General features: G+C 60.0%; 26 protein-coding genes. 25 read left to right on the forward strand and 1 reads right to left on the reverse strand.

Annotation, left to right across the window (positions count from 1 at the left end; all coding sequences use genetic code 11):
• Genes ACQ7C1_RS00815 through fliP form a run of 8 tightly spaced genes read left to right on the forward strand, consistent with a single transcriptional unit; the run spans nt 1 to nt 5,266 of the window.
• Nucleotides 1-342, forward strand: a complete 342-nt coding sequence (locus ACQ7C1_RS00815) for a flagellar hook-basal body complex protein FliE (protein ID WP_097600328.1) — start codon at nt 1-3, stop codon at nt 340-342.
• A gap of 19 nt (nt 343-361) precedes the next feature.
• Complete coding sequence (gene flgG, locus ACQ7C1_RS00820; RefSeq protein ID WP_011424026.1) at nt 362-1,150, forward strand: flagellar basal-body rod protein FlgG; 789 nt, start codon at nt 362-364, stop codon at nt 1,148-1,150.
• Between the two features lie 16 nt (nt 1,151-1,166).
• Complete coding sequence (gene flgA, locus ACQ7C1_RS00825; RefSeq protein ID WP_430956964.1) at nt 1,167-1,649, forward strand: flagellar basal body P-ring formation chaperone FlgA; 483 nt, start codon at nt 1,167-1,169, stop codon at nt 1,647-1,649.
• Nucleotides 1,646-2,767, forward strand: coding sequence for a flagellar basal body P-ring protein FlgI (locus tag ACQ7C1_RS00830; RefSeq protein ID WP_085776956.1), 1,122 nt, complete (start codon nt 1,646-1,648; stop codon nt 2,765-2,767). Before flgA ends, ACQ7C1_RS00830 begins: the two co-directional genes overlap by 4 nt.
• Nucleotides 2,764-3,303, forward strand: coding sequence for a MotE family protein (locus tag ACQ7C1_RS00835; RefSeq protein WP_085776957.1), 540 nt, complete (start codon nt 2,764-2,766; stop codon nt 3,301-3,303). Before ACQ7C1_RS00830 ends, ACQ7C1_RS00835 begins: the two co-directional genes overlap by 4 nt.
• Nucleotides 3,300-4,016, forward strand: a complete 717-nt coding sequence (gene flgH, locus ACQ7C1_RS00840; RefSeq protein ID WP_085776958.1) for a flagellar basal body L-ring protein FlgH — start codon at nt 3,300-3,302, stop codon at nt 4,014-4,016. The genes ACQ7C1_RS00835 and flgH overlap by 4 nt, the downstream gene beginning before the upstream one ends.
• 12 nt (nt 4,017-4,028) lie before the next feature.
• Nucleotides 4,029-4,532 (forward strand): flagellar basal body-associated FliL family protein, encoded by a 504-nt coding sequence (locus ACQ7C1_RS00845; protein ID WP_430956965.1) that lies wholly within the window; start codon nt 4,029-4,031, stop codon nt 4,530-4,532.
• Nucleotides 4,529-5,266 carry a flagellar type III secretion system pore protein FliP gene (gene fliP / locus ACQ7C1_RS00850; RefSeq protein ID WP_097600331.1) on the forward strand — a complete coding sequence of 246 codons (738 nt, stop codon included), beginning with the start codon at nt 4,529-4,531 and terminating at the stop codon, nt 5,264-5,266. Before ACQ7C1_RS00845 ends, fliP begins: the two co-directional genes overlap by 4 nt.
• 79 nt (nt 5,267-5,345) lie before the next feature.
• On the opposite strand, the gene ACQ7C1_RS00855 is transcribed toward fliP, so the two are convergent.
• Nucleotides 5,346-7,262: a glycosyl transferase gene (locus ACQ7C1_RS00855; RefSeq protein ID WP_430956966.1), complete on the reverse strand. Its 1,917-nt coding sequence runs from the start codon at nt 7,260-7,262 to the stop codon at nt 5,346-5,348.
• A 429-nt stretch (nt 7,263-7,691) separates the two neighbouring features.
• On the opposite strand from ACQ7C1_RS00855, the gene ACQ7C1_RS00860 reads away from it, so the two are divergent.
• From ACQ7C1_RS00860 to fliQ, 17 genes are all read left to right on the forward strand, one after another.
• Nucleotides 7,692-8,597: a flagellin gene (locus tag ACQ7C1_RS00860; protein WP_430956967.1), complete on the forward strand. Its 906-nt coding sequence runs from the start codon at nt 7,692-7,694 to the stop codon at nt 8,595-8,597.
• Nucleotides 8,598-8,877: 280 nt separating this feature from the next.
• Complete coding sequence (locus tag ACQ7C1_RS00865) at nt 8,878-9,786, forward strand: flagellin (protein ID WP_430956968.1); 909 nt, start codon at nt 8,878-8,880, stop codon at nt 9,784-9,786.
• Between the two features lie 245 nt (nt 9,787-10,031).
• A complete protein-coding gene (locus ACQ7C1_RS00870; protein ID WP_430956969.1) occupies nt 10,032-10,943 on the forward strand; it encodes a flagellin in 912 nt (303 codons plus the stop codon).
• 299 nt (nt 10,944-11,242) lie between these two features.
• A complete protein-coding gene (locus ACQ7C1_RS00875) occupies nt 11,243-12,205 on the forward strand; it encodes a flagellin (protein ID WP_430956970.1) in 963 nt (320 codons plus the stop codon).
• Between the two features lie 200 nt (nt 12,206-12,405).
• Nucleotides 12,406-13,035 carry a hypothetical protein gene (locus ACQ7C1_RS00880; protein WP_430956971.1) on the forward strand — a complete coding sequence of 210 codons (630 nt, stop codon included), beginning with the start codon at nt 12,406-12,408 and terminating at the stop codon, nt 13,033-13,035.
• Nucleotides 13,032-14,354, forward strand: coding sequence for a MotB family protein (locus ACQ7C1_RS00885; protein WP_430956972.1), 1,323 nt, complete (start codon nt 13,032-13,034; stop codon nt 14,352-14,354). The genes ACQ7C1_RS00880 and ACQ7C1_RS00885 overlap by 4 nt, the downstream gene beginning before the upstream one ends.
• A 10-nt stretch (nt 14,355-14,364) precedes the next feature.
• Nucleotides 14,365-15,660: a chemotaxis protein MotC gene (gene motC, locus ACQ7C1_RS00890; RefSeq protein WP_430956973.1), complete on the forward strand. Its 1,296-nt coding sequence runs from the start codon at nt 14,365-14,367 to the stop codon at nt 15,658-15,660.
• Nucleotides 15,657-17,075: a flagellar hook-length control protein FliK gene (locus tag ACQ7C1_RS00895; protein ID WP_430956974.1), complete on the forward strand. Its 1,419-nt coding sequence runs from the start codon at nt 15,657-15,659 to the stop codon at nt 17,073-17,075. The genes motC and ACQ7C1_RS00895 overlap by 4 nt, the downstream gene beginning before the upstream one ends.
• Nucleotides 16,996-17,580 carry a lytic transglycosylase domain-containing protein gene (locus ACQ7C1_RS00900; protein ID WP_430956975.1) on the forward strand — a complete coding sequence of 195 codons (585 nt, stop codon included), beginning with the start codon at nt 16,996-16,998 and terminating at the stop codon, nt 17,578-17,580. Before ACQ7C1_RS00895 ends, ACQ7C1_RS00900 begins: the two co-directional genes overlap by 80 nt.
• 280 nt (nt 17,581-17,860) lie before the next feature.
• Entirely contained in the window at nt 17,861-18,532 is a 672-nt protein-coding gene (rem, locus tag ACQ7C1_RS00905; protein WP_064709879.1) for a transcriptional activator Rem, read from the forward strand.
• Between the two features lie 125 nt (nt 18,533-18,657).
• A complete protein-coding gene (locus ACQ7C1_RS00910) occupies nt 18,658-19,956 on the forward strand; it encodes a flagellar hook protein FlgE (RefSeq protein ID WP_430956976.1) in 1,299 nt (432 codons plus the stop codon).
• Nucleotides 19,957-19,992: 36 nt separating this feature from the next.
• Entirely contained in the window at nt 19,993-21,480 is a 1,488-nt protein-coding gene (gene flgK / locus ACQ7C1_RS00915) for a flagellar hook-associated protein FlgK (protein ID WP_430956977.1), read from the forward strand.
• A 3-nt stretch (nt 21,481-21,483) separates the two neighbouring features.
• Nucleotides 21,484-22,530, forward strand: coding sequence for a flagellar hook-associated family protein (locus ACQ7C1_RS00920; RefSeq protein ID WP_430956978.1), 1,047 nt, complete (start codon nt 21,484-21,486; stop codon nt 22,528-22,530).
• Nucleotides 22,531-22,564: 34 nt separating this feature from the next.
• The gene (gene flaF / locus ACQ7C1_RS00925; protein WP_184457306.1) at nt 22,565-22,912 is read left to right on the forward strand and encodes a flagellar biosynthesis regulator FlaF; all 348 of its coding nucleotides are present in this window, start codon (nt 22,565-22,567) and stop codon (nt 22,910-22,912) included.
• Complete coding sequence (gene flbT, locus ACQ7C1_RS00930; RefSeq protein ID WP_012482697.1) at nt 22,909-23,358, forward strand: flagellar biosynthesis repressor FlbT; 450 nt, start codon at nt 22,909-22,911, stop codon at nt 23,356-23,358. The genes flaF and flbT overlap by 4 nt, the downstream gene beginning before the upstream one ends.
• The gene (flgD, locus tag ACQ7C1_RS00935; protein WP_430956979.1) at nt 23,349-23,774 is read left to right on the forward strand and encodes a flagellar hook assembly protein FlgD; all 426 of its coding nucleotides are present in this window, start codon (nt 23,349-23,351) and stop codon (nt 23,772-23,774) included. The genes flbT and flgD overlap by 10 nt, the downstream gene beginning before the upstream one ends.
• 91 nt (nt 23,775-23,865) lie before the next feature.
• Nucleotides 23,866-24,132, forward strand: a complete 267-nt coding sequence (fliQ, locus tag ACQ7C1_RS00940; protein ID WP_011424049.1) for a flagellar biosynthesis protein FliQ — start codon at nt 23,866-23,868, stop codon at nt 24,130-24,132.
• The last annotated feature ends 86 nt before the right edge of the window (nt 24,133-24,218 follow it).

Below are 24,218 nucleotides of genomic sequence, written 5' to 3' on the forward strand. Positions count from 1 at the left end.
ATGATCAGCAGCGTCCAGAATGTCAGCAATCTTTCGATGACCCGCGCGCTCGGCGCCGTCGACTCCGAAAATTCCGCCTCGTCCTCCGCAACAGCCATGCCGGGCACCGCAGGTGCGGCCAACGGCCTGAGCTTCGCCTCCGTGCTGGGCGGCATGGCGACCGACGCCGTCAACAGCCTGAAGGGTGCCGAAAGCATGTCCTTCGCCGGCATCAAGGGCACGGCGACGACCCGTGAAGTCGTCGATTCCATGCTCCAGGCCGAGCAGACGCTGCAGACCGCGATTGCCATCCGCGACAAGGTCGTTTCGGCCTTTCTCGAAGTCACCAAGATGCAGATGTAACTGATTTGAGGACGAACACATGAGAGCGCTCGCCATCGCAGCAACGGGCATGGATGCCCAGCAGACCAATCTGGAAGTCATCGCGAACAACATTGCGAACATCAACACGACGGGCTTCAAGCGGGCTCGCGCCGAGTTCACCGACCTTCTCTACCAGACCGAACGCGCCAAGGGCGTCGCCAACCGGGCCAACCAGGCCGTCGTTCCCGAAGGCGCCAATATCGGCCTCGGCGTCCAGACCTCCGCGGTCCGCAACCTGCATCTCCAGGGCGAACTCACGCAGACAGGCAACGATCTCGACGTGGCGCTGATCGGCAAGGGCTTCTTTCAGATCCAGTCGACCGATGGCACGACGCTCTATACCCGCGCCGGCGCTTTCAACAAGAATGACCAAGGGCAGCTCGTCACCATCGACGGCTATGAAGTCCTGCCTGGGATCACCATCCCTCAGGGTTCGACCGAACTGACTATCAGCCGCTCCGGCGAGGTCTCGGCCAAGCTGCCGGGCCAGACCGATCCGACCGTTCTTGGACAGCTGACGCTTGCCGATTTCGTCAACGAAGCGGGCCTTCAGCCGATCGGCGACAATCTCTTCCAGGAAACGCCGGCCTCGGGCGAGGCGGTTGTCGGCAACCCTGACGAGGAAGGCTTTGCCTATATGAAGCAGGGTTATCTGGAATCCTCGAACGTCGACCCGGTGAAGGAAATCACCGAGCTGATATCGGCTCAGCGTGCTTACGAAATGAATTCCAAGGTGATCACCACGGCTGATGAAATGGCCTCCATCGTCAGCAAGAACCTGAAGTAAAGGGAAGGGCCGAAACATGATGTTTTGCCGGGCAGGACGCATCTCAGGATGGGTGGCGGCAGCCACGATCGCAATCGCGGGCATCATCTTGCCCGTGAATGCGGATGCCGGCATGGGTTATGCCGTCGTCCCGACGACGATCATCTATCCCGGCGACACGTTGTCGGGCAGCCAGCTTCAGGAGGTTGAGGTCACCAACCCCAACCTCGCCGGCGATTATGCCAAATCGATTTCGCAGGTCGAAGGTCTGGTTTCCAAACGCACGCTGCTGCCGGGCCGTACGATCTCGGTTTCAGCGCTGCGCGAACCCTATACGGTGACGCGCGGCTCTTCGATCCGCCTGGTCTTCTCTCTCGGCGCAATGACGATCTCCGCCGCCGGCACGCCGCTTGAAGACGGTGCGACGGGGCAGGTCGTCCGTGCGCGTAATATGGATTCCGGCGTCATCGTCAGCGGCACGGTGCTTGCGGACGGCACGATCCATGTGAGGGCGAAATGAAATTGTTCTTCCGTATCGTCACCTTTGTTGCGGTTGTCGCCATGAGTTTGGCCGACGTGGCGCCCGCCTGGGCGCTGACGTCCCGCATCAAAGATATCGCTTCGCTTCAGGCCGGCCGCGATAACCAGCTGATCGGGTACGGTCTCATCGTCGGCTTGCAGGGAACCGGCGATGGCTTCCGTTCCTCGCCCTTCACCGAGCAGTCGATGCGGGCAATGCTCCAGAATCTCGGCATCTCGACACAGGGCGGCCAGTCCAACGCTAAGAACACCGCGGCCGTGATGGTCACCGCCAACCTGCCGCCCTTCGCAAGCCCCGGCAGCCGTTTGGATGTTACGGTGAGCTCGCTCGGGGATGCTACCTCGCTGCGCGGCGGCACGCTCGTCATGACCTCGCTTTCCGGCGCCGACGGCCAGATCTACGCTGTCGCCCAGGGCTCCGTTATCGTCTCCGGCTTTCAGGCGCAGGGCCAGGCGGCGACGGTGACCGAAGGCGTCACCACTGCCGGCCGCGTGCCCGGCGGCGCGATCATCGAACGCGAACTGCCGTCCCACTTCAAGGATTCAGTCAATCTCGTCCTGCAGCTGCGCAATCCCGACTTCTCGACGGCGATCCGCATTGCCGACATCGTCAATGGCTATGCCTCCGCGCGCTTCGGCGGCCCGGTCGCCGAAGCCAAGGATTCGCAGGAAGTGGTGATCCAGAAACCGCGCACGGCCGATCTCACCCGGCTGATGGCCGACGTCGAAAACCTCATTGTCGAAACCGATACGCCGGCCAAGGTGGTTATCAACGAGCGCACCGGCACGATCGTCATCGGCTCCGATGTCCGCGTCTCGCCGGTCGCCGTCAGCTACGGCACTCTGACTGTTCAGGTCACCGAGACGCCGCAGATCATTCAGCCCGAGCCCTTCTCACGCGGGCGGACTGCCGTTCAGCCGCAGACCGACATTGCGGCCGAGCAGACCGGTGGGCGCGTTGCCATCATCGACGGTCCCGACCTCAGGACCCTTGTCGCCGGCCTCAACAATATCGGCGTGAAACCGGATGGGATCATCGCCATTCTCCAGGGCATCAAGTCGGCGGGCGCCCTGCAGGCGGAGCTTGTGCTGCAATGATGACGATCCTGAATCCTGACATGACCGTGCTGCAGCTGCTGCGCCGCCTGGCGCTGCCGGCGGCCGGCCTCGTCCTTCTGTCGATCCCCGGCGCCTTCGCACAGGAGCATCCGGAGGGAGACATCACGTCTCAGGACGAGATCAAGCAATTCTGCACCAACATCGCCGATCCCGCCCGCGACCAGCGCTACCTGCTGCAGAAACAGGAGCTGGAAAGGCTCCGCGCCGACATCGACGCCCGGATGGAAGAGATGGACAAGCGCAAGGCCGAATACCAGGACTGGCTGAAGCGGCGCGACGATTTCCTCAAGCAGGCCGAAGCCGGCCTCACCGATATCTACAAGAAGATGAAACCGGATGCGGCGGCACTGCAGCTGCAGGATATGAACATCGAAGTAGCGTCGGCCGTCATCATGCGGCTCGGCCCGCGCCAGTCGAGCCTCATCCTCAACGAGATGGACTCGAAGAAGGCCGCGGCTATCGCCAGCGTCATCGCCAGTGCGTCCGATCCCAATACGTCGAAGGATCCTTCATGAATATGCGTTTCCCGGCCGCGATCGCCGCCCTCGCACTCCTTGCGGGCTGCCAGTCTCCGACGGCAGTCAGCGAGATCGGCCGTGCGCCCGCCATGAGCCCGATCGGCAGCGGACTTGCCTATGGCCAGACCCCGCAGATGGCGCTCTATCCGAAGCAGCCGCGCGCCGTGGCGCAGGGCTATTCGCTCTGGAGCGATTCGCAGGCCGCGCTCTTTAAGGATGCACGCGCCTTGAACGTCGGCGACATCCTGACCGTCGACATCCAGATCAACGACAAGGCCTCCTTCGACAACGAGACCAACCGCAGCCGCACGAATTCAAGCGGCATGAACTGGGACATCAACGCTCAGATCTTCGGCTGGACGCCCGAATCCAAGACCGATCTGACCTATGGTTCCGACACCAGCACCGACGGCAAGGGCAAGATCGAGCGCACTGACAAGCTCACCCTTCTCGTTGCGGCCGTCGTCACCGGCATTCTCGAAAACGGTAACCTCGTCATCTCGGGTTCGCAGGAAGTCCGTCTGAACCAGGAGCTGCGCATCCTGAACGTCGCCGGTATCGTGCGTCCGCAGGACGTCAACGCCGACAACCAGATCTCCTACGACAAGATCGCCGAAGCCCGCATTTCCTATGGCGGCCGCGGCCGCCTGATGGAAGTGCAGCAGCCTCCGCGCGGCCAGCAGGCCGTCGATCTTTTCTCGCCGCTTTGAGGCCGAACGACGATGGCAGACGAAGACGTAAGCGCAGGTCAATCGAAGAAGAAATCCGGCCTGCTGACGATCGTCGGCATTGCCGTCCTGACGCTTCTCGGCGCCGGCGGCGGCTGGGCGGTCGGCACGATCGTCGCGCCCGAGATCAAGGGCGCCAAGGAGGTAGAGCAGGCCAAGGAAGCCGATGCCAAGAAGAAGGCCGAGGAAGGCCTGGCGCGCATCTCGACCGAGGCCAACAACGTCGTCCAACTCGAGCCGATTACATCGAACCTTGCCTACCCTTCGGAAAACTGGGTCCGACTCGAAGTCGCGCTGCTGTTCAACGGGCCGCCAGACGTCAAGGTCGCCGAGGACATTCACCAGGATATCCTCGCCTATATCAGGACGGTTTCCCTGCAGCAGATCGAGGGGCCGCGGGGCTTTCAATATCTCAAGGATGACATCCAGGAACGTGTTGACCTTCGCTCGCAAGGGCGGGTATCGAAGGTCATGTTCAGGACCTTTGTCATCGAATGATTCGTTTCATAGTTTTCCTTGCCGCCATGATGGCGGTACCGGAACTGGCGGTGGCACAGCAGCTGCCGACCGACTTGTTGAACGTGCCGGTCGATGGCTCCGTCGCCGCCTGGATCATCCGCACATTCGGCCTGCTGACCGTTCTTTCGGTCGCGCCGGGCATTCTGATCATGGTGACGAGCTTCCCGCGTTTCGTCATCGCCTTCTCGATCCTGCGCTCAGGGATGGGCATCTCCTCGACGCCTTCCAACATGATCCTCCTGTCGCTGTCGCTGTTCATGACCTTCTACGTCATGTCGCCGACCTTCGATCAGGCCTGGCAGAATGGCGTGCAGCCGCTGCTTGCCAACCAGATCAATGAGACTGAGGCGGTCCAGCGTATCGCCGAACCCTTCCGCACCTTCATGGCGGCCAATACCCGCGACAAGGATCTGGCGCTCTTCGTCGATCTTGCGCGCGAGCGCGGACAGAACATCCAGACGACCGATCCGATCGACTATCGCGTGCTGATCCCTGCCTTCATGATTTCGGAAATTCGTCGCGGCTTCGAGATCGGCTTTCTCGTCGTGCTGCCGTTCCTCGTCATCGACCTCATCGTTGCAACCATCACCATGGCGATGGGCATGATGATGCTGCCGCCGACGTCGATCTCGCTGCCTTTCAAGATTCTTTTTTTCGTGCTGATCGACGGTTGGAACCTGCTCGTCGGCAGCTTGGTGCGCTCGTTCAGCTGATCGGCTGGCCCTTCAATATTTGGAAGGAAGAAAACCCCGCCGGATCCGCTCCGGCGGGGTTTATCATGGAGTCGAGCCGTTACTCAGCCGCGAAGGGGGCCGTGCGCGGCGGCAACGCCGGAATATCCATGTGCTCGGGTGCCAGGCGCTGTTTCGCCCGTTCGACCATGATTTCGTAGGCCTGCTCCAGGTGGTGGCAGAAGCGTTCGGCGTCGAAGAGCGGCGCGATATAGCGCCTCTCCTTGAGGTGTGCCTTGTATTCGGCGATTCGTTCCGGGTTCTGCGCCAGTTCGACGGCAAGGTCCTCATAAGCCTGGAGGTCGGCGGCGACGAGATCAGGCAGATCGATCGCCCTGAGCAGGCTTTCGCTGACGCGCGAGGCGAAGTTGGTGCCCTTGACGGTCAAAACCGGCAGGCCGCCCCAGAGCTGCTCCGAGGTGGTCGTGTGACCGTTGACAGGGAAGGTGTCGATCCCGAGATCGGCCGCTTGCTGGCGGCTGATGTGGTCTTCGTAGGGCGCGCGCGGGCAGAAGATGATGCGCTTGGGCGCAATGCCGGCGGCCTGGAACTGCTTCAGCAGGTTCGCCTGGTTGCGCGGCGAATTGGCCATCAGCCAGAGCACGCTGTTCGGCGCCCGCTTGAGGATCCGGCACCAGCTGTTGACCACATCAGGCGTGATCTTGCGGTTGCCGTTGAAGGAGGCGAAGATGAAGGCCTCTTCCGGCAGGCCGAGTTGCTCGCGGGTGACCGGACGCGGCTTCGGGCGATGCATCGGATCGTTCGGCTGGTAGCTCTCCGGAAGCCGGCAGAATTTCTCATGGAAGAATGGCTTGGCCACGTCGGGCAGCACCGAATGGTCGCCGATGACGTAGTCGAGGTCGATGTTGACGGTGCTGCCGGGAAAACCGAGCCATCCGACATGAACAGGTGCGAGCGGCTGGTTGAAGGCTGACGCGCGGCTGCCCGAGGTATGACCCTTCAGATCGACCATGATGTCGATATTGTGCTCGCGTACGATTTCCAGCACCGCCTGGTCGGAGAAGCCGTGAATGTCGACGATCCTGCCCCAGCGGCTGCGGTCGGTGTCGTTATGCTTCAGGTATTCGGGGCCCGTATGGCAGAAGAGCGTCACCTCGAACCTGTCCTTGTCGTGCAGTTCGAGAATGCGCTGCAGCAGCTTCATCGTCGCGTGGCGATCCCAGAAGTCCGATGACATGTAGCCGATCCGGATCTTGTTCGACCAGGTGTGCGGCTGATTGCGGCGCAAAGCGACACGTTCCTGGTTAAGCGGGGTCGTGCCGATCGTTGCATACCGGTTGAAATCTTCGTTGCCGCACCAGTGCAGATGATAGAAGGGGTTGTCCTTGCGCAGGATCTCCAGATCACCCCTTGCCAAGGCCTGGTCGATCACCGCCTGATGCTTGGCTGCCTCTTCGAAATCATTGAATTCACGAGCGAATACAAGGTGAAGAAAGCGGAAGGCGTGATTGCCGGGGAAGCGCTTGAAGAGGTTGCGGGCAAGCGACTGGTTGGTGGCGTCGTTGAGATCGTCGCTGAGCAGCAGGGCCGCCAGGCGCATGTGATCGGGGTTCATGCTTTCCGACAGAACCGTCTTGAACGGGCGGATAATATCTCGCTGCTGGCGCTTCAGATAGATCGCGGTGATGATGAAGGCGAGTTCGGCATCTTCCTGCGCCTTGCCGAGGTTGCGCATGGCGATCAGCAGCGCTTCATCCTCGTGGCCGGTTTCATAGTGCAGCTTGGCAGCCTGCTTCTGATATTCGTAGGCGTTCGGTCCTTCGCAATTGCCGGCCAGGCCATAGGCCTTCGCGGCATCAGCCTTGAAGCCGAGCTGCACGAGGTTCTTGGCCAGCAGTGCATAGGTCTTGGCGTCCTGCTGAGTATCGATGAGCTGGTTGAGCGTCGCCAAGGACTTTGTGTAGCGGCCTGCCTGGTAATCTTTGGATGCCGCAGAGAACGAAACTTTGCTGTTCAAAACCCAACTCCGTGAAGGAAATTTCTGGCATGGCTGTCGATCGCCGAGCACGCACAATCCGTCCTCCCAGACAACGGGTGGATTGATCCTATGATGCTATCCCGGCACCTGCTACGTTGCCATTCGAAGCTTGCTTGAAACAGGTGCGCCTCATGGAGACATTGTCTTGTCCGAGAGAAAAGGGTTTCTTTCCCGGCACGTTAGCATGCGAAGAAATAGATTCAGCCGGTATTAACTATGGGATGTAAGGAGCCGGAGCGGACCCTCCATTTTTAAGAAGTTGGCAAGCATTGGCTGCGAGATTGCCCTGGACATGACGGGTTTGGGCCAAACAAGCAGGCGCCGAGTAGCATGAAGCTGGTCCGTCATCGCCGGTATTATAGTCCGGTATGTCCTCCTTTTTGTATCTAGTTTCCAGGGGACAGATTTATGACAAGCATTAACACGAATTCTTCCGCACAGGCCGCTCTCCAGACGCTGCGCAATGTCAACCAGGGCCTCAACAAGACGCAGAACCACGTTTCATCCGGTTATCGCGTTGAAAAGGCTTCCGACAACGCTGCTTACTGGTCGATCGCAACGACCATGCGTTCGGACAACAAGGCGCTTTCCGCCGTTTCCGACGCTCTCGGCGTGGGTGCTGCGAAGGTCGACACCGCTTACACGGCAATGGACAGCGCCATCGACGTCGTCGGCGAAATCAAGGCCAAGCTGGTTGCCGCAACTGAAAACGGCGTCGACAAGGCCAAGGTCCAGGAAGAAATCGGTCAGCTGCAGCAGCAGCTCCTGAGCATCGCCCAGTCGGCATCCTTCAATGGCGAGAACTGGGTTGCTGGCGCTGCCGGCACCAAGAGCGTCGTGTCCTCCTTCGTCCGCGACGGCTCGAACGCCGTATCGATCACCACGACGGACTACGTTCTCGACAGCGGCTCCGCTGGCAACGTTCTGTTCGGCATGAGCGGCGGCTCGGTTGAAACCTCCACGGGCATTCTCGGGACGTCGACGGGCGCGACCGGTTCTATCTACTCGATGGACATTACCAACTTCACGGCCGGCCAGATCCAGTCGGCTCTGACCAACGTCGAATCGGCTCTGAAGGCCATGACCAGCGCGGGTGCTGCTCTCGGCTCGCTCTCCAGCCGTATCGACAGCCAGGAAGACTTCGTCTCGGCTCTCAGCGACTCGATCGACTCCGGTATCGGCCGCCTCGTCGACGCCGACATGGAGGAAGAGTCCTCCAAGCTCAGCGCTCTGCAGACCCAGCAACAGCTGGCGATCCAGTCGCTGTCGATCGCGAACTCCTCTTCGCAGAACATCCTGTCGCTCTTCCGTTAAGCGGTCGGCACAAGGCTTTCAAGTTTCGCGGCCGGCTCATCCCCGGCCGCGAAATGTTTTAACATAAGGTTAATGATAATCTCTCTAAGTATCAGATATTTTTACGTAATTTCGATTTTGAATTTAACTTTCCTTAACCATATTGCTGTTTTCTAGGCCCATCGAAACGGCGAGTTAACCCTAACGAGAATGGTTAACAGGCATGATGCTGATCGCTGTGGGCCGGCCAAAAATCCGGAATGTCCCTTTTTAAAATCTGCCAACAAGGGGCAAACAGACTATGACGAGCATCAACACCAATAATGCTGCAATGGCAGCCCTCCAGACTCTGCGCGGCATCAACCAAGGTCTCCAGACAACCCAGTCGCACGTTTCGTCCGGTTATCGCGTCGGCAAGGCTGCCGACAACGCTGCCTACTGGTCGATCGCAACGACCATGCGTTCAGACAACAAGGCGCTTTCGGCCGTTTCCGACGCTCTCGGTCTCGGCGCCGCTAAGGTCGACACTGCTTACTCCGCCATGGACAGCGCTATCGACGTCGTCGGCGACATCAAGGCCAAGCTGGTTGCCGCGACCGAAAACGGCGTCGACAAGGCCAAGGTTCAGGAAGAAATCAGCCAGCTGCAGCAGCAGCTCCTGAGCATCGCTCAGTCGGCTTCCTTCTCCGGTGAAAACTGGGTTGCCGGCGCTGACGGCACCAAGAATGTCGTCGCTTCCTTCGTCCGCGACGGCTCGAACGCCGTGTCGGTCGTGATGACCGACTACGTTCTCGACAGCGGCTCTGCCGGCAACGTTCTGTTCGGCATGAGCGGCGGCGCGGTCGAAACCTCCACGGGTATCCTCGGTTCTTCGAATGGCGCGACCGGTTCGGTCTACGCGATGGACATCACCAACTTCACCCTCGGCGAGATTCAGTCCGCTCTGACGAACGTCGAATCGGCTCTGAAGTCCATGACCAGCGCCGGTGCTGCTCTCGGCTCGATCTCCAAGCGTATCGAACTTCAGGAAAACTTCGTCTCGGCTCTCAGCGACTCGATCGACTCCGGTATCGGCCGTCTCGTCGACGCCGACATGGAAGAAGAGTCCTCCAAACTCAGCGCCCTGCAGACCCAGCAGCAGCTGGCTGTTCAGTCGCTGTCGATCGCCAACTCCTCTTCGCAGACCATCCTGTCGCTCTTCCGCGGCTAATAAACGCCAGAAAATATGGCCCGCCGGTCTCCGGCGGGCACCTCTGCTCGAGCCGCGCTTCGATGAAGCGCGGCTTTCTTATTTCCGTTAACGATTGATTAACCATAATGTTGTCTTCTCAGCTCAACGAGACGGCGGGTTAACCGACATTAAAGACCGGTTAACAGGCATGAGGCTGATCCCCGTTCCCGGTAACATTCCGGAATGTCCCTTTTTCCCAGATGCCAACAAGGGGCAATCATTTCATGACCAGCATTTTGACGAACGTCGCGGCGATGGCCGCTCTTCAGACCCTCCGCGGAATCAATGACAGCCTCGAAGCTACGCAGAACCGCGTCTCGTCCGGTTACCGCGTCGAAAAGGCGTCCGACAACGCCGCCTATTGGTCGATCGCAACGACCATGCGTTCGGACAACAAGGCGCTTTCGGCCGTTTCCGACGCGCTCGGTCTCGGCGCCGCCAAGGTCGACACCGCTTACTCCGCCATGGATAGCGCCATCGACGTCATCAGTGAGATCAAGGCGAAGATCGTCGCCGCAACCGAAAAGGGCGTCGACAAGACCAAGGTCCAGGAGGAAATCGGTCAGCTGCAGCAGCAGCTGCTGAGCATCGCACAGTCGGCTTCCTTCTCCGGTGAAAACTGGGTCGCCGGCGCCGATGGCACCAAGAGCGTCGTGTCGACCTTTGTCCGCGACGGTAACGGCAATGTCTCGGTCAAGACGACCGACTACGTCCTGGACACGAGCTCCACGGGCAACGTTCTCTTCGGCATGACCTCGACCGGTACGATCGAGACGACCTCCGGCATCATCGGCACATCCTACGGCACGATCGGTTCGATCTACTCTATGGACATCAGCACCTTCGGTTCGGCTGAGATCTCCATGGCCCTGACCTCGATTGAGGCCGGCCTCGAAGCGATGACCAAGGCTGCATCGCAGCTCGGTTCGATTTCGACCCGTATCGAATTGCAGGAGAACTTCGTCGGAGCGCTCAGCGATTCGATCGACTCGGGCGTCGGCCGCCTCGTCGATGCCGACATGGAAGAGGAATCGAGCAAGCTGACGGCGTTGCAAACCCAGCAGCAGCTGGCGATCCAGTCGCTGTCGATCGCCAACTCCAGCGCCCAGAACATCCTCACGCTGTTCCGCAGCTAAATCAGCCGCTGAAGCTGGACCGAATCTTGCGCCGCCGTTCGGCCGCAAGCAGAAAACCTTCCGGACCGCGTCCCAATGGGGCGCGGTTCTTTCTTTAATATCAATGATTTGAGTAGCGAAATGATTCGCTTTTCGCGCTCGCAGCGCCGCTCTTGCCCAACAAGTTGATATCGAGTTAACTTCGCCTTTAGTTGATTTGCTTTTGCGACGCGCCGGTGAAAACTCGCCGGAGGCATGAGGCCACTTCAGTCGCCGCCGGCATTCCGGCCTGCCCTTTCATCTTATTCCGAGACCTGTCGATGACCGTTAAGATTACCAGCGCGGCCGCGGTGAATGCACTTGCGGTGCTGCGCAGCATCAACAAAGAAGCCAGTCAGACCCAGCAGCAAGTTTCTTCGGGCTATCGGATCGAGACGGCCGCAGACGATGCCTCCTACTGGTCGGTCGCCACCGTGATGCGTTCGGACAGCACCAATCTCGGCACGATTGGCGATGCACTCGGTCTCGGCGCTGCCAAGGTGGATGCGACCTATACGGCGATGAATTCGGCGATCGATCTCGTCAGCGAGATCCGCGCCAAGCTGGTTGCGGCAAGAGAGACCGGCACCGACAAGGACAAGATTAATGCGGAGATCAGCGAATATAAGGATCAGCTGAAGACCGTTGTCCAATCGACGTCCTTTGCAGGCGAGAACTGGCTGCTGAACAGTGACAAGGCCGCGCCGCCGACATGGTCGGTCATTTCGGGCTTCGTGCGCGCCTCGACCGGCGAATACCAGGCTCAGACTATCGACTTCCCGTCGTCGCAGACCATCCTCATCGACAAGAACAGTGCGAGCGGCGGCCTGTTCACCAAAGCGGTCGATGCCCAGGCGATCAACAACACCGGCACGGGACCGCGGAACTATTACCTGCTGGACGCCGGCTCGACCACGCCGGCGACAGGCAGCGAGATCGCGATCGACAAGAACACCACCGACGCCCAGCTCGTCGACATGCTCGATGTAACCGACGCCCTGTTCTCCTCGCTGACGACCACGGCCGCCTCCATCGGTGTGATGAAGACGCGTATCGACGATCAGATCGACTACGCGGCCGATCTGTCGGATTCGATCGACAAGAGCGTCGGCGCGCTCGTTGATACCGATATGGATGAGGCTTCGATCCGCCAGAAGGCGATTGAAACCCAGAAGCAGATGGCCGTCGAAGCGATCTCGATCCTCAACACGGCTGCAAGCAAGATCCTCATTCTGCTGGAGTAGAGCTGGGCGCGATCACCGATGGCGGCGCCATTCATCCTCGCGCAAGTTTGACTTCCTAGTTTCCGGCATGAAGGCATCGTCCGAAAATCATGCCGGCCCCAAGGTCAAGCCCTTGTTCGCTGCGAAGGACATGTCGCGCGCAAGGTCATTTTGAACGGGGGCGGGCATGCCGCACGTCTCCCGGATGCTGGATGGTTTCTATGAGCATTTCGCTTTCTCGGTATTTGAAGGACTTCGGCGAACCGAAGCCGTCAGCGCCGATCATCGATATCGACGATTTGGCCGGAGATGTTTTTCCGGAGACGCCGAGCGAACCTCCGGTCGACATCGAGGCGGAGCGGCGCGACGCCTATGCGCAAGGCCATGCCGCGGCGACCGCTGATTTGACCGAGAAATACGAAAGCGAGGCGCGCGCTCTGGCCGAGGCCCATGCGCGCGCGCTCGAGGAGCTGAAGATTCGCTACGAAGTGGAGGCGGCGGCGGTCATTGCATCCCGCGTCCTCGATATCGCCGAAGAAGTCGCTCAACTGGTCAGCGCCGGCGCAGCCACAGCCATTGCACCCGTCATGACGGAAGCGCTTGCGGCCAAGGCTGCCGAAAGTCTCGCCGCTTTGCTGCGCGAAGCGATTCTCGAAGGCGCGGCCGGGCCGATCGTAGTCAGGGGGCCGACCGGCCTCTTCGACATATTGAAAGCCGAGCTCGGCGAACATGCCGCGGCGGTTCGGCACATCGAGGCCGACGATGTCGATCTAGCCGCCGAAATCGGTGAATCCGTCATCGTCACCCGTATGTCCGCCTGGGCGGCCAGCTTGAAGAAAGTTCTCGAATGAGCGACGGCGAAAATCATCACCACGGCAGAAACGAGATCATTATCGTCAAGCGGCATGGCGGCGGTGATCACGATGGTGCCCATGGCGGTGCGTGGAAAATTGCCTATGCCGACTTCATGACGGCGATGATGGCATTCTTCCTGGTCATGTGGCTGGTCAACGCCGCCAACGAGGAGACCAAGGCCGCTGTTGCGACCTATTTCAATCCGATCAAGCTTGCCGACGAAAAGCCGACGGAGAAAGGCCTGAAGAAGCCTGTCGACCATGCCGAGGGCGAGGAGAAGAAGGAAAAGTCGAAACAGAAGGAAGATAATCCGACCGAGGGCAAGTCGGCCGCCGATGGTGACGACCAGACATCGACCTCAGGCGACCAGACCAATTATTCCGAGGCCGATTTCTTCGAAAATCCCTATTCGGTACTCGCGGAGATCGCGCAGGAGGTCGGCCAGCAGGCCAATGTCAGCGCCAAGGGCGATGGCGGCGCGGCCGATTCCGGCCCTGCCACCGGCGCCGATGGCGGGCAAGCCTATCGCGATCCCTTCGATCCGGATTTCTGGACGAAGCAGGTCGAGGTGACAACGGCCGGAAAACCCTTGCCGCCCGGCAAAAGCGAGGAGCAGGCGACCGAGAGCGAGACGACGGAGATCGCCAAGGCCGAGGATATGAAGCCGATGCCTTTGGCGACCGATCAGAAGCCCGCTAAGGAAGCCAAGGAGACCAAGGAGACGACGGGCGCCGCCCAGGCCAAGGACGGCAAGGCGACGGATGGCAAGGCGCCTGAGGAGAAGCAGACGGAAGCTCGAAAGGACGCCGAGCATCAGAAGGAAGCCGACAAGGGGGCGGCCGGGGCCGAGCAGCAGAAGAAGGAAGCCGAACAGCTTCAGGCGCAGATCGCGCAACAGATCGGCGGTGTCGCCGGCAAGCTCGCCGAAGGCCTGACAGTGACGGCAGCCGAAGGCGGCCTGCTGGTCAGCATCTCCGACCAGAACGACGATTCGATGTTCAATATCGGTTCGGCTGTACCGCGCCAGGAGATGGTGCTCGCCATGGAAAAGATCGGTACGATCCTGAAGGAGAGGGGTGGCGCAGTCGCCATCCGCGGCCACACGGACGGGCGCCAATACAAGGGTGGGCAGAACGAGAACTGGCGGCTTTCGATGGATCGCGCCCAGAGCGCCTACTACATGCTCGTGCGCGGCGGGTTGGACGAGACGCGCGTCTCCCAGGTCTCCGGTTTCGCCGACCGCCGGCTGAAGCTCCCCGCCGACCCGTTCAATGCGGCCAACCGCCGGATCGAGATCCTGGTGCAGGCGGAATAGGGATAGTCGGATGGCGCGTCGGCAGCATCGCTACGTCGGATTTATGGCCCTCGGCCTGGCGATGCTTTCGCCTGCCGCAGGCAAAGCGCAGGATCCGGACGATCTTGCGCCGTACAAGATGCTGCGGTCGCTGCAGTTCGTGCAGGATTCCGTCGTCGCCGGCGATCATTCGGCCGGCGAAATGCAGCGTTTCATGCTGGGTACCATCGACGAGCGGCTGCGAACTGCCAATACAAAGATTTTCGATGATGACCGCAATGTCGATGCGGCGCTGATCTATACAATGAGCGGCGGCAATCCCCAGACGCTCGAATATCTGATCGCCCATGACGTCGACGGCTATTTCGATAATCGCGTCACCGATGTGCTGCGCAAATATCTGACCGGCAAGGGGCTGCTCGTCGCCAAGACGCTGGAGGAAACCGCCAGGGAATATCGTGACAAGAAGATCGGCCCATACTTGGCGCTGATCGGCGGCAACGTGCTGATCGCCACGAAACCGACAGATGCGCTTGATCTCTACGACCAGGCACGTCTTGCCGCGCCGGGCACGATCGTCGAGGAGGCAGCCTTGCGCCGTTCCCTCGCCATCTGCGTCGACAAGGGAATGCTCGACAAGGGGCTCGCCTATTCGCAGCGTTATGCCAGGCGCTTCCTGCATTCGCCCTATGCCAGTCAGTTCGCCGATCTTTTCGTCAAGCTCGTCGTCGCCCATGATCACGACGTGAAACCGCAGGATGTCGTCGATATCCTCTCCTTCATGGATGCCCCGCGCCAGCGCGAGGTCTATCTGCGCATCGCCCGCGCTGCCGCGATAGCGGGCAAGCCCGAGTTGGCGCGCATGGCGGTCGAACATGTGCAGTTGCTTGGCGCGGGCACCGACAATGCCTTTGGCCCGCTCGCAGATTTTTATGGCGGCATGGCCGGCCTTCCCACGCAGGATATCGACCAGGCGGCGAAGAATGTCAGCGGCATCGACGGTGAAACGCTTTCGCCGCGGGATCAGGCGCTGCAGGCGGCGGCGCGGTCCGTCGCCGAGCAGATCCTGCGTGCGCCGGATCCGGCAAGCTTGACGCAAGCATTGAATTCTAACACTTCTCATCAAGAAATCACTTCTGAAAAGGCTGCGGCGATAGCCACGCAACCGGGAACGCCAGGCGCGCCTCCCGGGCCTGTTCCAGGAGGTGTGGCATCGACTGGCCAGAGCCAGGATACCGACTCCTCATTCAACGCATTTGTGACGACCAGCCGATCCAAGCTCGACGAGATCGATGGTCTTCTGGCGCAGGAAGGCAACGAACAATGATGGATTTGAGCGTCTCGGGCGGAGCCTCTGGTGCGGAGGCGGCTGCGGCCGCGAAATCCGCGAAGGGAAAGGGCAATCCCGCCGGTCAGCAGGGCGGCTTCTCCGATGTGCTTGCCAAGACAGGCGGCAGCGCCGTCGACGACGCACCCGACGATGCACAGCCGGATCAGGGTGTCGCCGATGGCGATGCAGGGAAAGTGGCGCGGACGATCCGTAGCCGCAGCGGCGCCAAACCGCTGATCGATCTCGGCAACGCCGCGCTGAAGGCGCAGGCCGAGGTGCAGTCGGAAAGGGTCGCCAATGTCGAGAAGGTTGCCGCAAAGCCTGCGAAGGATGAGCTCAAATTGCCCGCCGGCGTCGGCAAGCCCGATGCCAAGGATCAGTCCGCGGACGAGACCGCGCAGGGGGCCAAGGGCGTCAAGCGCGTCAAGACGGACATCCCGAAAGCAGATGCGGATAAGGACGGTGAGTCCGAGGACGGCGGCATCTCCGATGTGCTCGGGCTGCTGAAGCAGGAGGCCGCTAATGGCACGGCTTCGCCGGCCGTTGCAGCCGTCCATCAAGCCTTCACCAAGACCGACCAGGCCGGATCTGCCGAGAAGACGACCGCTGGTATCGACGCCAAAACGAGCGGGCACGCATCCGACGCCCTTGCGGTCGTCAGCGGCAATGTCGAAAGCGTCAAGGCTGATGACATCAAGGTTCCCGGCGCCGAGAACACCGAAGCCGCCGACGCCCGGACGTTCCGGATCAGCCGCGCCGATGGCCGCGGCGTTTCGGTGGACGTTCACGCGGAACAGCCCGGGTCCAAGGAGGGTGCGAAGCAGACCGATATCGAGAACGTCTCGGTCCTCGAAACGCGCCGCTATATCGGCCTGGCGCAGAATACCAATTCTGCTGCGGTCACTGCCGCTCTCTCCGGTGATTCCGAATGGGCGCGCGCCATGCAGCCGAGTTCGGCGCTCTCCAACGCGGCGGAATGGACGAGCACCGGCAAGGTGGTCAATACGCTGAAGATCCAGATGAACCCGATCGATCTCGGCCTGGTGACGGCGACCATGCGCCTTGCCGGCGACGCCCTGAATGTGGACCTCAAGGTCGAAACCAGCACCGCCTACCGGCAGCTGAAGGAAGATCACGGCAAGATTCTCGAAGCGCTGCGCAGCCAGGGCTATGCGGTCGACAACGTCACCATCAGCATGGCCCCCGTCGAGCGGGCCGACGCCGGCAACCAGGGGCAGGCCTCCCAGCAGCAGTCGCTGCCTCAGCAAGGGCAGGGCGGCGAGGCGCGGGAGCGCCACAATCAGATGGCGCAGCGGATGGATGGAGGCTTCAATGGCGCAGGCGAGACCGGTATCGAAGACGTCTCTGCTGGCGGTGCTCGCAACAGCGGTGCTGGCGGCGTTTACCTCTGAGGCGGCCGCTTCCACCGGTGCCTGCGAACGCGAAATCCAGTCGGCTGCGGTCAAATACGGTATCCCGGAAGGCATCCTCTATTCGGTCGGCCTGACGGAGACCGGTCGCAAGGGCTCACTCTATCCCTATGCCATGAACGTCGAAGGCAAAGCGATTTTTCCGCCCTCGGAACAGGATGCGATGAGGCAGTTCGATGTCGCCCGCAGGAGCGGGGCGAAGCTCATCGACATCGGATGCATGCAGATCAATCACTATTATCACGGCGAGAATTTTGCCTCCGCCGAAGATATGTTCGATCCGCATCGCAACGTCGAATATGCGGCGAAGTTTCTCCGCAACCTGCATGACCGTCATGAGACGTGGACGATGGCGGTAGCAAGATACCATGCAGGGCCGAATAACAACCCGGCGCAGAAGCAATATGTCTGCCGCGTCATCGCAAATTTGGTGGCCACCGGCTATGGCAAGTGGACTCCCAATGCGAGTAACTTCTGCCGAAATTAATTCAACCAAAGAGGGAAGTGCCGAATTATGACGAAACTGTGTCGTAATGTGGCAGGAATCCGGCGCCAAATCGGTGTGCAAGTCACATTTAACTGCTCGTTAACTTTTCCACGAAACTTTTGTGTGGATATCCAAACGCAGCCACTATATGTAGATCAAATCGCCACACAGGTCTTAATCAATTATTAATTTCTGCCATTCACTTTAACGAGTTGTCGCCGATTCGTGCGATTCGTACCCATAGATCATCGAAGTGCCACGCTGATTCGGAGGCGGACGAATGATCGTAGTGGTTGATGAGCGTGAGCTCGTAAAAGACGGATACACATCCCTGTTCGGCCGGGAGGGCATTCCCTCCACCGGCTTTGATCCATCGGAATTCGGCGAGTGGGTGCAGACCGCCGCCGATTCGGATATTGCGGCGGTCGAGGCCTTTCTGATCGGGCAAGGCCAGCGCAGCTTCGAACTGCCCCGGGCGATCCGGGACCGTTCGATGGCGCCGGTGATTGCGGTCAGCGATCAGCCCTCGCTTGAAAACACGCTTGCGCTTTTCGATTGCGGCGTCGACGACGTGGTGCGCAAGCCGGTTCATCCCCGCGAAATTCTCGCCAGAGCGGCCGCGATCCGGCGCCGGCTGAAGGCGATCGCCAACTATACCGATATCGGTGGCATCCGCGTTTTCTCGGATGGCCGTGACCCCGAGATCAACGGCGAGGTCTTTGCGCTTCCCCGGCGCGAGCGCCGCATCCTCGAATATTTGATCGCCAACCGCGGTCGCCGGGTCACCAAGACCCAGATCTTCAACGCCATCTACGGCATCTTCGATGAAGAGGTCGAGGAGAACGTCGTCGAAAGCCACATCTCGAAGCTGCGCAAGAAGCTGCGTAAGAAGCTCGGCGTCGATCCGGTCGATTCCAAGCGCTTCCTCGGCTACTGCATCGATTGGGCCTGATTTTCCGGCCGGGTGGCGGCGACCGGCTCAACCTCGATATTGGCCTTGCTGCTCGCCATGACAGACAGCTTCACGCAAGGCCCGACAAATACTCTCGAGTTTAACAGGTAGAACGAGGTTTTCAGATGAGCATTTTCGGCAGCATGAAGACGGCGGTATCGGGAATGAATGCGCAGGCGAACCGCCTCAGCACCGTCTCCGACAACATCGCCAACGTTAACACGACCGGTTACAAGGCCGTGTCGACGAGCTTCTCGTCGCTGGTTCTTCCCTCCTCGGGCGGCAATTACAATTCCGGCGGCGTTCAAACCTCCGTCCGGCAGGCCGTCTCCGACCAGGGCGATATTTCCTACACCACCTCCAGCACCGACCTTGCGATCTCGGGCGATGGCTTCTTCATCGTTCAGGGTGCCGACGGCACGCCGGTTCTGACCCGCGCCGGCGATTTCACCAAGGACGACGAAGGCAACCTCGTCAATTCCGCCGGCTTTCAGCTGATGGGCTATTCCTACGACTCCGGCGCTCCCGCCGTCGTCGTCAACGGTTTCGACGGCCTCGTTCCGATCAACGTCACCCAGAGTGGCCTGACCGCCATCGCCTCGACCTCAGGTGTCTTCACAGGCAACCTCAATTCCAACGCCACTGTTGTTACGGCTAATCTCCCGAGCGATAACGGTGCTAGCGGCACCACGACGACTGACACCAAGAAGTTCTCGATGGTCGCCTACGACAGTCTCGGCAACAAGGTGATGTACGACTTCTACTTCACCAAGACCTCAGTCACGACGCCGCCGCCGTCTACCGGTACCGCCAGCACCTGGGAGGTTGCGATCTTCCGCAACGCCGATGCGGCGACGGGCGGCACGACCTCCTTCCCTTACAGCAGCGCCGCTGTCGGCACGACCACGCTCGATTTCGACGCCGCTGGAAAAATAACCAACTCGACGGGCGCCGTCACGATCGACGATACGGCGACGACGGGCCTGTCGATCGACATGGACCTCACGGGCTTCACCCAACTCGCCTCCGAGTTTGCCGGCACCGGCACGCCGAACGGCCAGGCCGCCAGCCCGGTCAAGGACGTCACGATCGACGGCGACGGCATCGTCTACGCCAAATACGAGGATGGCAGCACAAAGCCGCTCTACCGCATTCCGCTCGCCAATGTGGCGAGCCCCGATAAGCTGACGCTGATGAGCGGCAACGTCTACAGCGCCAACGGCCAGTCGGGCGTCACCGTCACCGGCTTCGCGCAGACCAACGGTCTCGGCACCATCAAATCGGGCGCTCTCGAAGGTTCGAACGTCGACCTCGCCGGCGAGCTCACAGAGATGATCGAAGCGCAGCGCAGCTATACCGCCAATTCCAAGGTGTTCCAGACGGGGTCCGACATCATGGACGTCCTCGTCAACCTCAAGAGATAATCGGGCTCAAGAGATAATCAGGGTAACGGGTAAGCCATGTCGCTCACGTCAGCACTTAATACCGCGCAGGGAATATTCAACAATACCGGCACGCAGAGCAGTGTCGTATCGAACAATATTTCGAATGCCGGCAACAAGGATTACGTGCGCCGGCAGGCGATGCTCACCACGTCCCTGAACGGCGCACAGGTCGTCAAGATCGACCGGGCGCAGGAAGATGCCCTGCTGCGCCAGTATTTGAAGTCGTCCTCTCAGGACAGCGCCCAACAGACCCTGCTCAGCGGTCTCGAGGATCTCAAGTCGATCGTGGGTGGCAACGATTACGAAACGGCGCCATCCACCTATCTCGGTGTTTTCCAGCAGAAACTTCAGGCCTTCCGCACGACGCCGGGCAGCACCGTCGCTGCCCAGGGCGCCATCACCGCCGCCCAGGACGTCGCTAACTCGCTGAACAACGCGTCGACTTCCGTTCAGGACGTTCGCGCCAACGCCGACAAGCAGATCGCCACCGACGTCGAGAAGCTGAATACGCTGCTCAGCCAGTTCGAGACGGCCAACAATGCGGTGAAGACCGCCACGGCTTCGGGTACGGATGCATCCGGCGCTCTGGATGAGCGCGAGAAGGCTCTCAAGCAGATTTCACAGATCGTGGGCGTCAGCGCGACGACGCGCGACAACAACGACATGGTGCTGAGCACGACCGACGGGACGATCCTTTTCGAGACGGTTCCGCGCACCGTGACCTTCAAGTCCCAGGATGTCTATACCGCCTCCATCACCGGCAATTCGGTCTATATCGACGGTGTCGCGCTTGCGCGCGGCAGCGGATCGACGGCGACGGGGCAGGGAAGCCTTCAGTCGCTGCTGCAGGTCCGTGACGAGATCGCCCCGAACTTTCAGAAGCAGCTCGATGAAATCGCTCGCGGCCTGGTCTCGCTCTTCAAAGAGCAGAGCATCTCGGGCACCCCGACCTATGTGACCGGTCTCTTCACCTGGAGCGGCGACACGGTGGAGGCCGGCAGCTCTGCTGTTGCCGGCATGGCTTCGACCATCACCGTCAGCAGCACCGTCATCACCTCGCAGGGCGGCGACCCGATGCGCCTGCGGGATGGCGGCGTCAACGCCGATGGCGTCGTCAACAATCCGACCCACCTCAGCGGTTATACGACGGACCTCGACAGTCTTTATAATGCCTTGGGCTCCGACATGGATTTCGACCCGGCAACGGGAACGACGGTCGGCTTCGACGCCACGACGGGCATCGATTCCAACGTCAGCATCATGGAATATGCCACGAATTCCCTCGGCTGGCTCGAGCAGTACCGCAGCAACGCCACGACGGCGGCGGAGAACACTTCGGCGGCACTGTCGCGCTCCGACGAAGCCTATTCCAATGAGACCGGCGTCAACCTCGACGAGGAGCTGACGCTGCTCCTTGATATCGAGCAGTCCTACAAAGCGGCGACCAAGATTCTGAACGCCGTAGACGAAATGCTGAAGTCATTGCTGGATATTGCGAGTTAAGCCATGAAGAGCTCATTTATTTCAAGTTCGGCCATTCAAAATGCGATGCGGTTGACGATCCGTCAGGCGCAGAACCAGATGACGAAGGCGACGATGGAAGCGACCACGGGGGTCTATGCGGATATCGGCGTCTCGCTCGGCGGCAATGCGGCCAGAAGCGTGGATTTCACCCGCGAGACCGACAGAATCGATTCAATCAAATCAAGCAATTCGCTTGTCAGCGCACGCATGGAATCCTCGCAGCTCGGTCTTTCCAAGATGAAGGATGTGGGCGATGGCCTTGTTTCGAAGCTGACGGCGTTGCAGGGCAGCCACGATCCGGGCAGCGTCACCGTCGCCATTCAGTCGGCGACCAGCGCACTTTCGACCATGATGGATACGGCCAATACCATGGTGAACGGGGAATATCTGTTCTCCGGCATCAACACGGACGTACAGCCGCTGACCGACAAGACGACCGCTACGAGCGCCGCCATCGTTACTGCGCTGAACACTTATGCGACCGGCCTCGGCAAGGGCGTTAGCGACCTCACCGGTGATGAAATGGAGACCTTCATTACGACGACGGTTGAGCCGATGTTCAGCGAAGCGAACTGGACCAACACGACGACCGGCTGGTCGCAGGCATCGAGCCAGAATATGACGAGCCGCATCAGCAACTCGGAAGTGATCGAATCCTCGACCAATGCCAATTCCGAAGGCATGCGTTATATGGCGCTTGCCTCGGTCATGACAACCGCGCTGCTCGGGCAGGACCTCAGCACCGATGCAATGACGACGGTGTCCAAGCAGGCCATCAGCTACACGGCCAAAGCCACAAGCGGTCTCGTGACGCAGGCAAGCCAGCTCGGCCTCTCCCAGGAGCGCGTCAAGAAGTCCAATGACGCTCTCGACGCTCAGTCGAACATCATCAAGAACAAGCTGGTCGATCTTCAGGGCGTCGACCCGTACGAAGCTTCGACTCTCGTCAAGACTTTGGAAACGCAGCTTGAAACCGCTTACACGATCGTCTCGAAGATCCAGCAGTTGAGTCTTGTGAACTACCTTTGATGAGCAAAGGCGCGCAATAAAGAAGGATGCATGAATGTATCAGTTCTCATATGCCGAAGTCATGCAGGACTCGGTGGCCGACGCGAAAGAGCGGGAATGGCAAGTTCTTGACCGGTCCATAGAGCTGCTGTCGTTGGCGCGCGACAAGGAAAAATATGGTCGGGAAGCCATCGAAGCCCTGTTTTATACGCGCCGGGTGTGGATCAGTTTTATCGAGGATCTGAAACATCCGGAAAACCAGCTGGATATCCAGCTCAGGGCTAACCTCATCTCGATTGCGATCTGGATATTGAAGGAATGCGACAGGATCAGAAAACGTCTGTCTAATAACTACCAGGGCATCATCGACGTTACCACCATCATCAGGGATGGACTTAAATGAAAAGTACACTTCGCATTTCTCTGAAGGCCGGAGAAAGAATCTTCATCAACGGCGCCGTCCTGCGTGTCGACCGCAAGGTCGCGCTGGAATTCCTGAACGATGTGACGTTCCTTCTCGAGAATCACGTCCTCCAGCCGGAAGGCGCAACGACGCCCCTGCGCCAGCTCTATTTCATCGCGCAGATGATCCTCATCAATCCCGAGGGCAAGGACCACTCGACGGCGATGTTCCGCAAGTCGATCACCATGCTGCTCACCTGCTTCAAGAACGAAGAGATCCTCGCTGAGCTGAAGCGGATCGATGCGCTTGTGTCGACCGGCCGCGCCTTCGACGCCTTGAAGGCGATCCGCGGTCTCTACGCGATCGAAGACAATATCCTCAACAATCACGAACTGCCGCCGACGATGGTCGAGCAGATTCGCAGGGAGATCGCACCATGGCGGTAGACGCAACGTCAAGCGTGACGAGTTCGACCACGACGAGCTCGAGCTCAACTCAGAGCAAGGCGACGCTGAACTACGACAACTTCCTTCAGCTGCTCATCGCGCAGATGAAGAACCAGGATCCGACCGATCCGATGGATGCAAGCGAACAGGTCGCTCAGCTTGCCACCTTCTCGCAGGTCGAGCAGACGATCCAGACCAACACCAAACTGGATACACTCCTGGCAAGCTCGAGCCTGACCCAGGCCAGCAGCTATGTCGGCAAATATATGGAAAGCGCCGACGGCACCGTCAAAGGCGTCATCGATTCCGTGAAGGTTTATTCCGACGGCATCATTGCGACGACCACGGATGGCGGTAAGATACTCGTGCAGGCGGGAATCACTGTCGCCGACGAGGCGCCGAGCAGCAGCTCCTGACGCAAAGGGGCGCCAGCGCACCTGACAATGCCGATCAATCGCAGCCCTGTCATAGCGGGGCTGCTTCGAGGCGATATGAGGTTGCCTTCAGATGAATGAAGCTGATGCATTGGATCTGTTTCAGGCCGCAATCTGGACGGTCCTGATTGCCTCCGGTCCGGCGGTTCTCGCTGCGATGGTGGTGGGTCTCGTCATTGCCTTGATCCAGGCGCTTACCCAGGTGCAGGAAGCGACACTGACCTTCGTGCCGAAGATTGTCGCGGTGCTGGTCGTGGTCGGAATCACCGCCCCCTTCGTCGGCTCACAGATCTCCATTTTCACCAATCTGGTCTTTTCGCGCATTCAGTCGGGTTTCTGAGCCACCTTCGCGCAAGCTTCGCCATTTAATTCTCGATCCGAATTGGGCGGACTCATGTCCGCCTCCTCTCATGAAGAGACGGAATC

The sequence above is a fragment of the Rhizobium sp. Nf11,1 genome (assembly GCF_050587665.1).
Classification (GTDB): domain Bacteria; phylum Pseudomonadota; class Alphaproteobacteria; order Rhizobiales; family Rhizobiaceae; genus Rhizobium.

Excerpts from the sequence above, each read along its gene's own strand:
- ACQ7C1_RS00815 (WP_097600328.1), top strand. The coding sequence starts at position 1 with ATGATCAGCAGCGTCCAGAATGTCAGCAATCTTTCGATGACCCGCGCG.
- flgG (WP_011424026.1), top strand. The coding sequence starts at position 362 with ATGAGAGCGCTCGCCATCGCAGCAACGGGCATGGATGCCCAGCAGACC.
- flgA (WP_430956964.1), top strand. The coding sequence starts at position 1,167 with ATGATGTTTTGCCGGGCAGGACGCATCTCAGGATGGGTGGCGGCAGCC.
- ACQ7C1_RS00830 (WP_085776956.1), top strand. The coding sequence starts at position 1,646 with ATGAAATTGTTCTTCCGTATCGTCACCTTTGTTGCGGTTGTCGCCATG.
- ACQ7C1_RS00835 (WP_085776957.1), top strand. The coding sequence starts at position 2,764 with ATGATGACGATCCTGAATCCTGACATGACCGTGCTGCAGCTGCTGCGC.
- flgH (WP_085776958.1), top strand. The coding sequence starts at position 3,300 with ATGAATATGCGTTTCCCGGCCGCGATCGCCGCCCTCGCACTCCTTGCG.
- ACQ7C1_RS00845 (WP_430956965.1), top strand. The coding sequence starts at position 4,029 with ATGGCAGACGAAGACGTAAGCGCAGGTCAATCGAAGAAGAAATCCGGC.
- fliP (WP_097600331.1), top strand. The coding sequence starts at position 4,529 with ATGATTCGTTTCATAGTTTTCCTTGCCGCCATGATGGCGGTACCGGAA.
- ACQ7C1_RS00860 (WP_430956967.1), top strand. The coding sequence starts at position 7,692 with ATGACAAGCATTAACACGAATTCTTCCGCACAGGCCGCTCTCCAGACG.
- ACQ7C1_RS00865 (WP_430956968.1), top strand. The coding sequence starts at position 8,878 with ATGACGAGCATCAACACCAATAATGCTGCAATGGCAGCCCTCCAGACT.
- ACQ7C1_RS00870 (WP_430956969.1), top strand. The coding sequence starts at position 10,032 with ATGACCAGCATTTTGACGAACGTCGCGGCGATGGCCGCTCTTCAGACC.
- ACQ7C1_RS00875 (WP_430956970.1), top strand. The coding sequence starts at position 11,243 with ATGACCGTTAAGATTACCAGCGCGGCCGCGGTGAATGCACTTGCGGTG.
- ACQ7C1_RS00880 (WP_430956971.1), top strand. The coding sequence starts at position 12,406 with ATGAGCATTTCGCTTTCTCGGTATTTGAAGGACTTCGGCGAACCGAAG.
- ACQ7C1_RS00885 (WP_430956972.1), top strand. The coding sequence starts at position 13,032 with ATGAGCGACGGCGAAAATCATCACCACGGCAGAAACGAGATCATTATC.
- motC (WP_430956973.1), top strand. The coding sequence starts at position 14,365 with ATGGCGCGTCGGCAGCATCGCTACGTCGGATTTATGGCCCTCGGCCTG.
- ACQ7C1_RS00895 (WP_430956974.1), top strand. The coding sequence starts at position 15,657 with ATGATGGATTTGAGCGTCTCGGGCGGAGCCTCTGGTGCGGAGGCGGCT.
- ACQ7C1_RS00900 (WP_430956975.1), top strand. The coding sequence starts at position 16,996 with ATGGCGCAGGCGAGACCGGTATCGAAGACGTCTCTGCTGGCGGTGCTC.
- rem (WP_064709879.1), top strand. The coding sequence starts at position 17,861 with ATGATCGTAGTGGTTGATGAGCGTGAGCTCGTAAAAGACGGATACACA.
- ACQ7C1_RS00910 (WP_430956976.1), top strand. The coding sequence starts at position 18,658 with ATGAGCATTTTCGGCAGCATGAAGACGGCGGTATCGGGAATGAATGCG.
- flgK (WP_430956977.1), top strand. The coding sequence starts at position 19,993 with ATGTCGCTCACGTCAGCACTTAATACCGCGCAGGGAATATTCAACAAT.
- ACQ7C1_RS00920 (WP_430956978.1), top strand. The coding sequence starts at position 21,484 with ATGAAGAGCTCATTTATTTCAAGTTCGGCCATTCAAAATGCGATGCGG.
- flaF (WP_184457306.1), top strand. The coding sequence starts at position 22,565 with ATGTATCAGTTCTCATATGCCGAAGTCATGCAGGACTCGGTGGCCGAC.
- flbT (WP_012482697.1), top strand. The coding sequence starts at position 22,909 with ATGAAAAGTACACTTCGCATTTCTCTGAAGGCCGGAGAAAGAATCTTC.
- flgD (WP_430956979.1), top strand. The coding sequence starts at position 23,349 with ATGGCGGTAGACGCAACGTCAAGCGTGACGAGTTCGACCACGACGAGC.
- fliQ (WP_011424049.1), top strand. The coding sequence starts at position 23,866 with ATGAATGAAGCTGATGCATTGGATCTGTTTCAGGCCGCAATCTGGACG.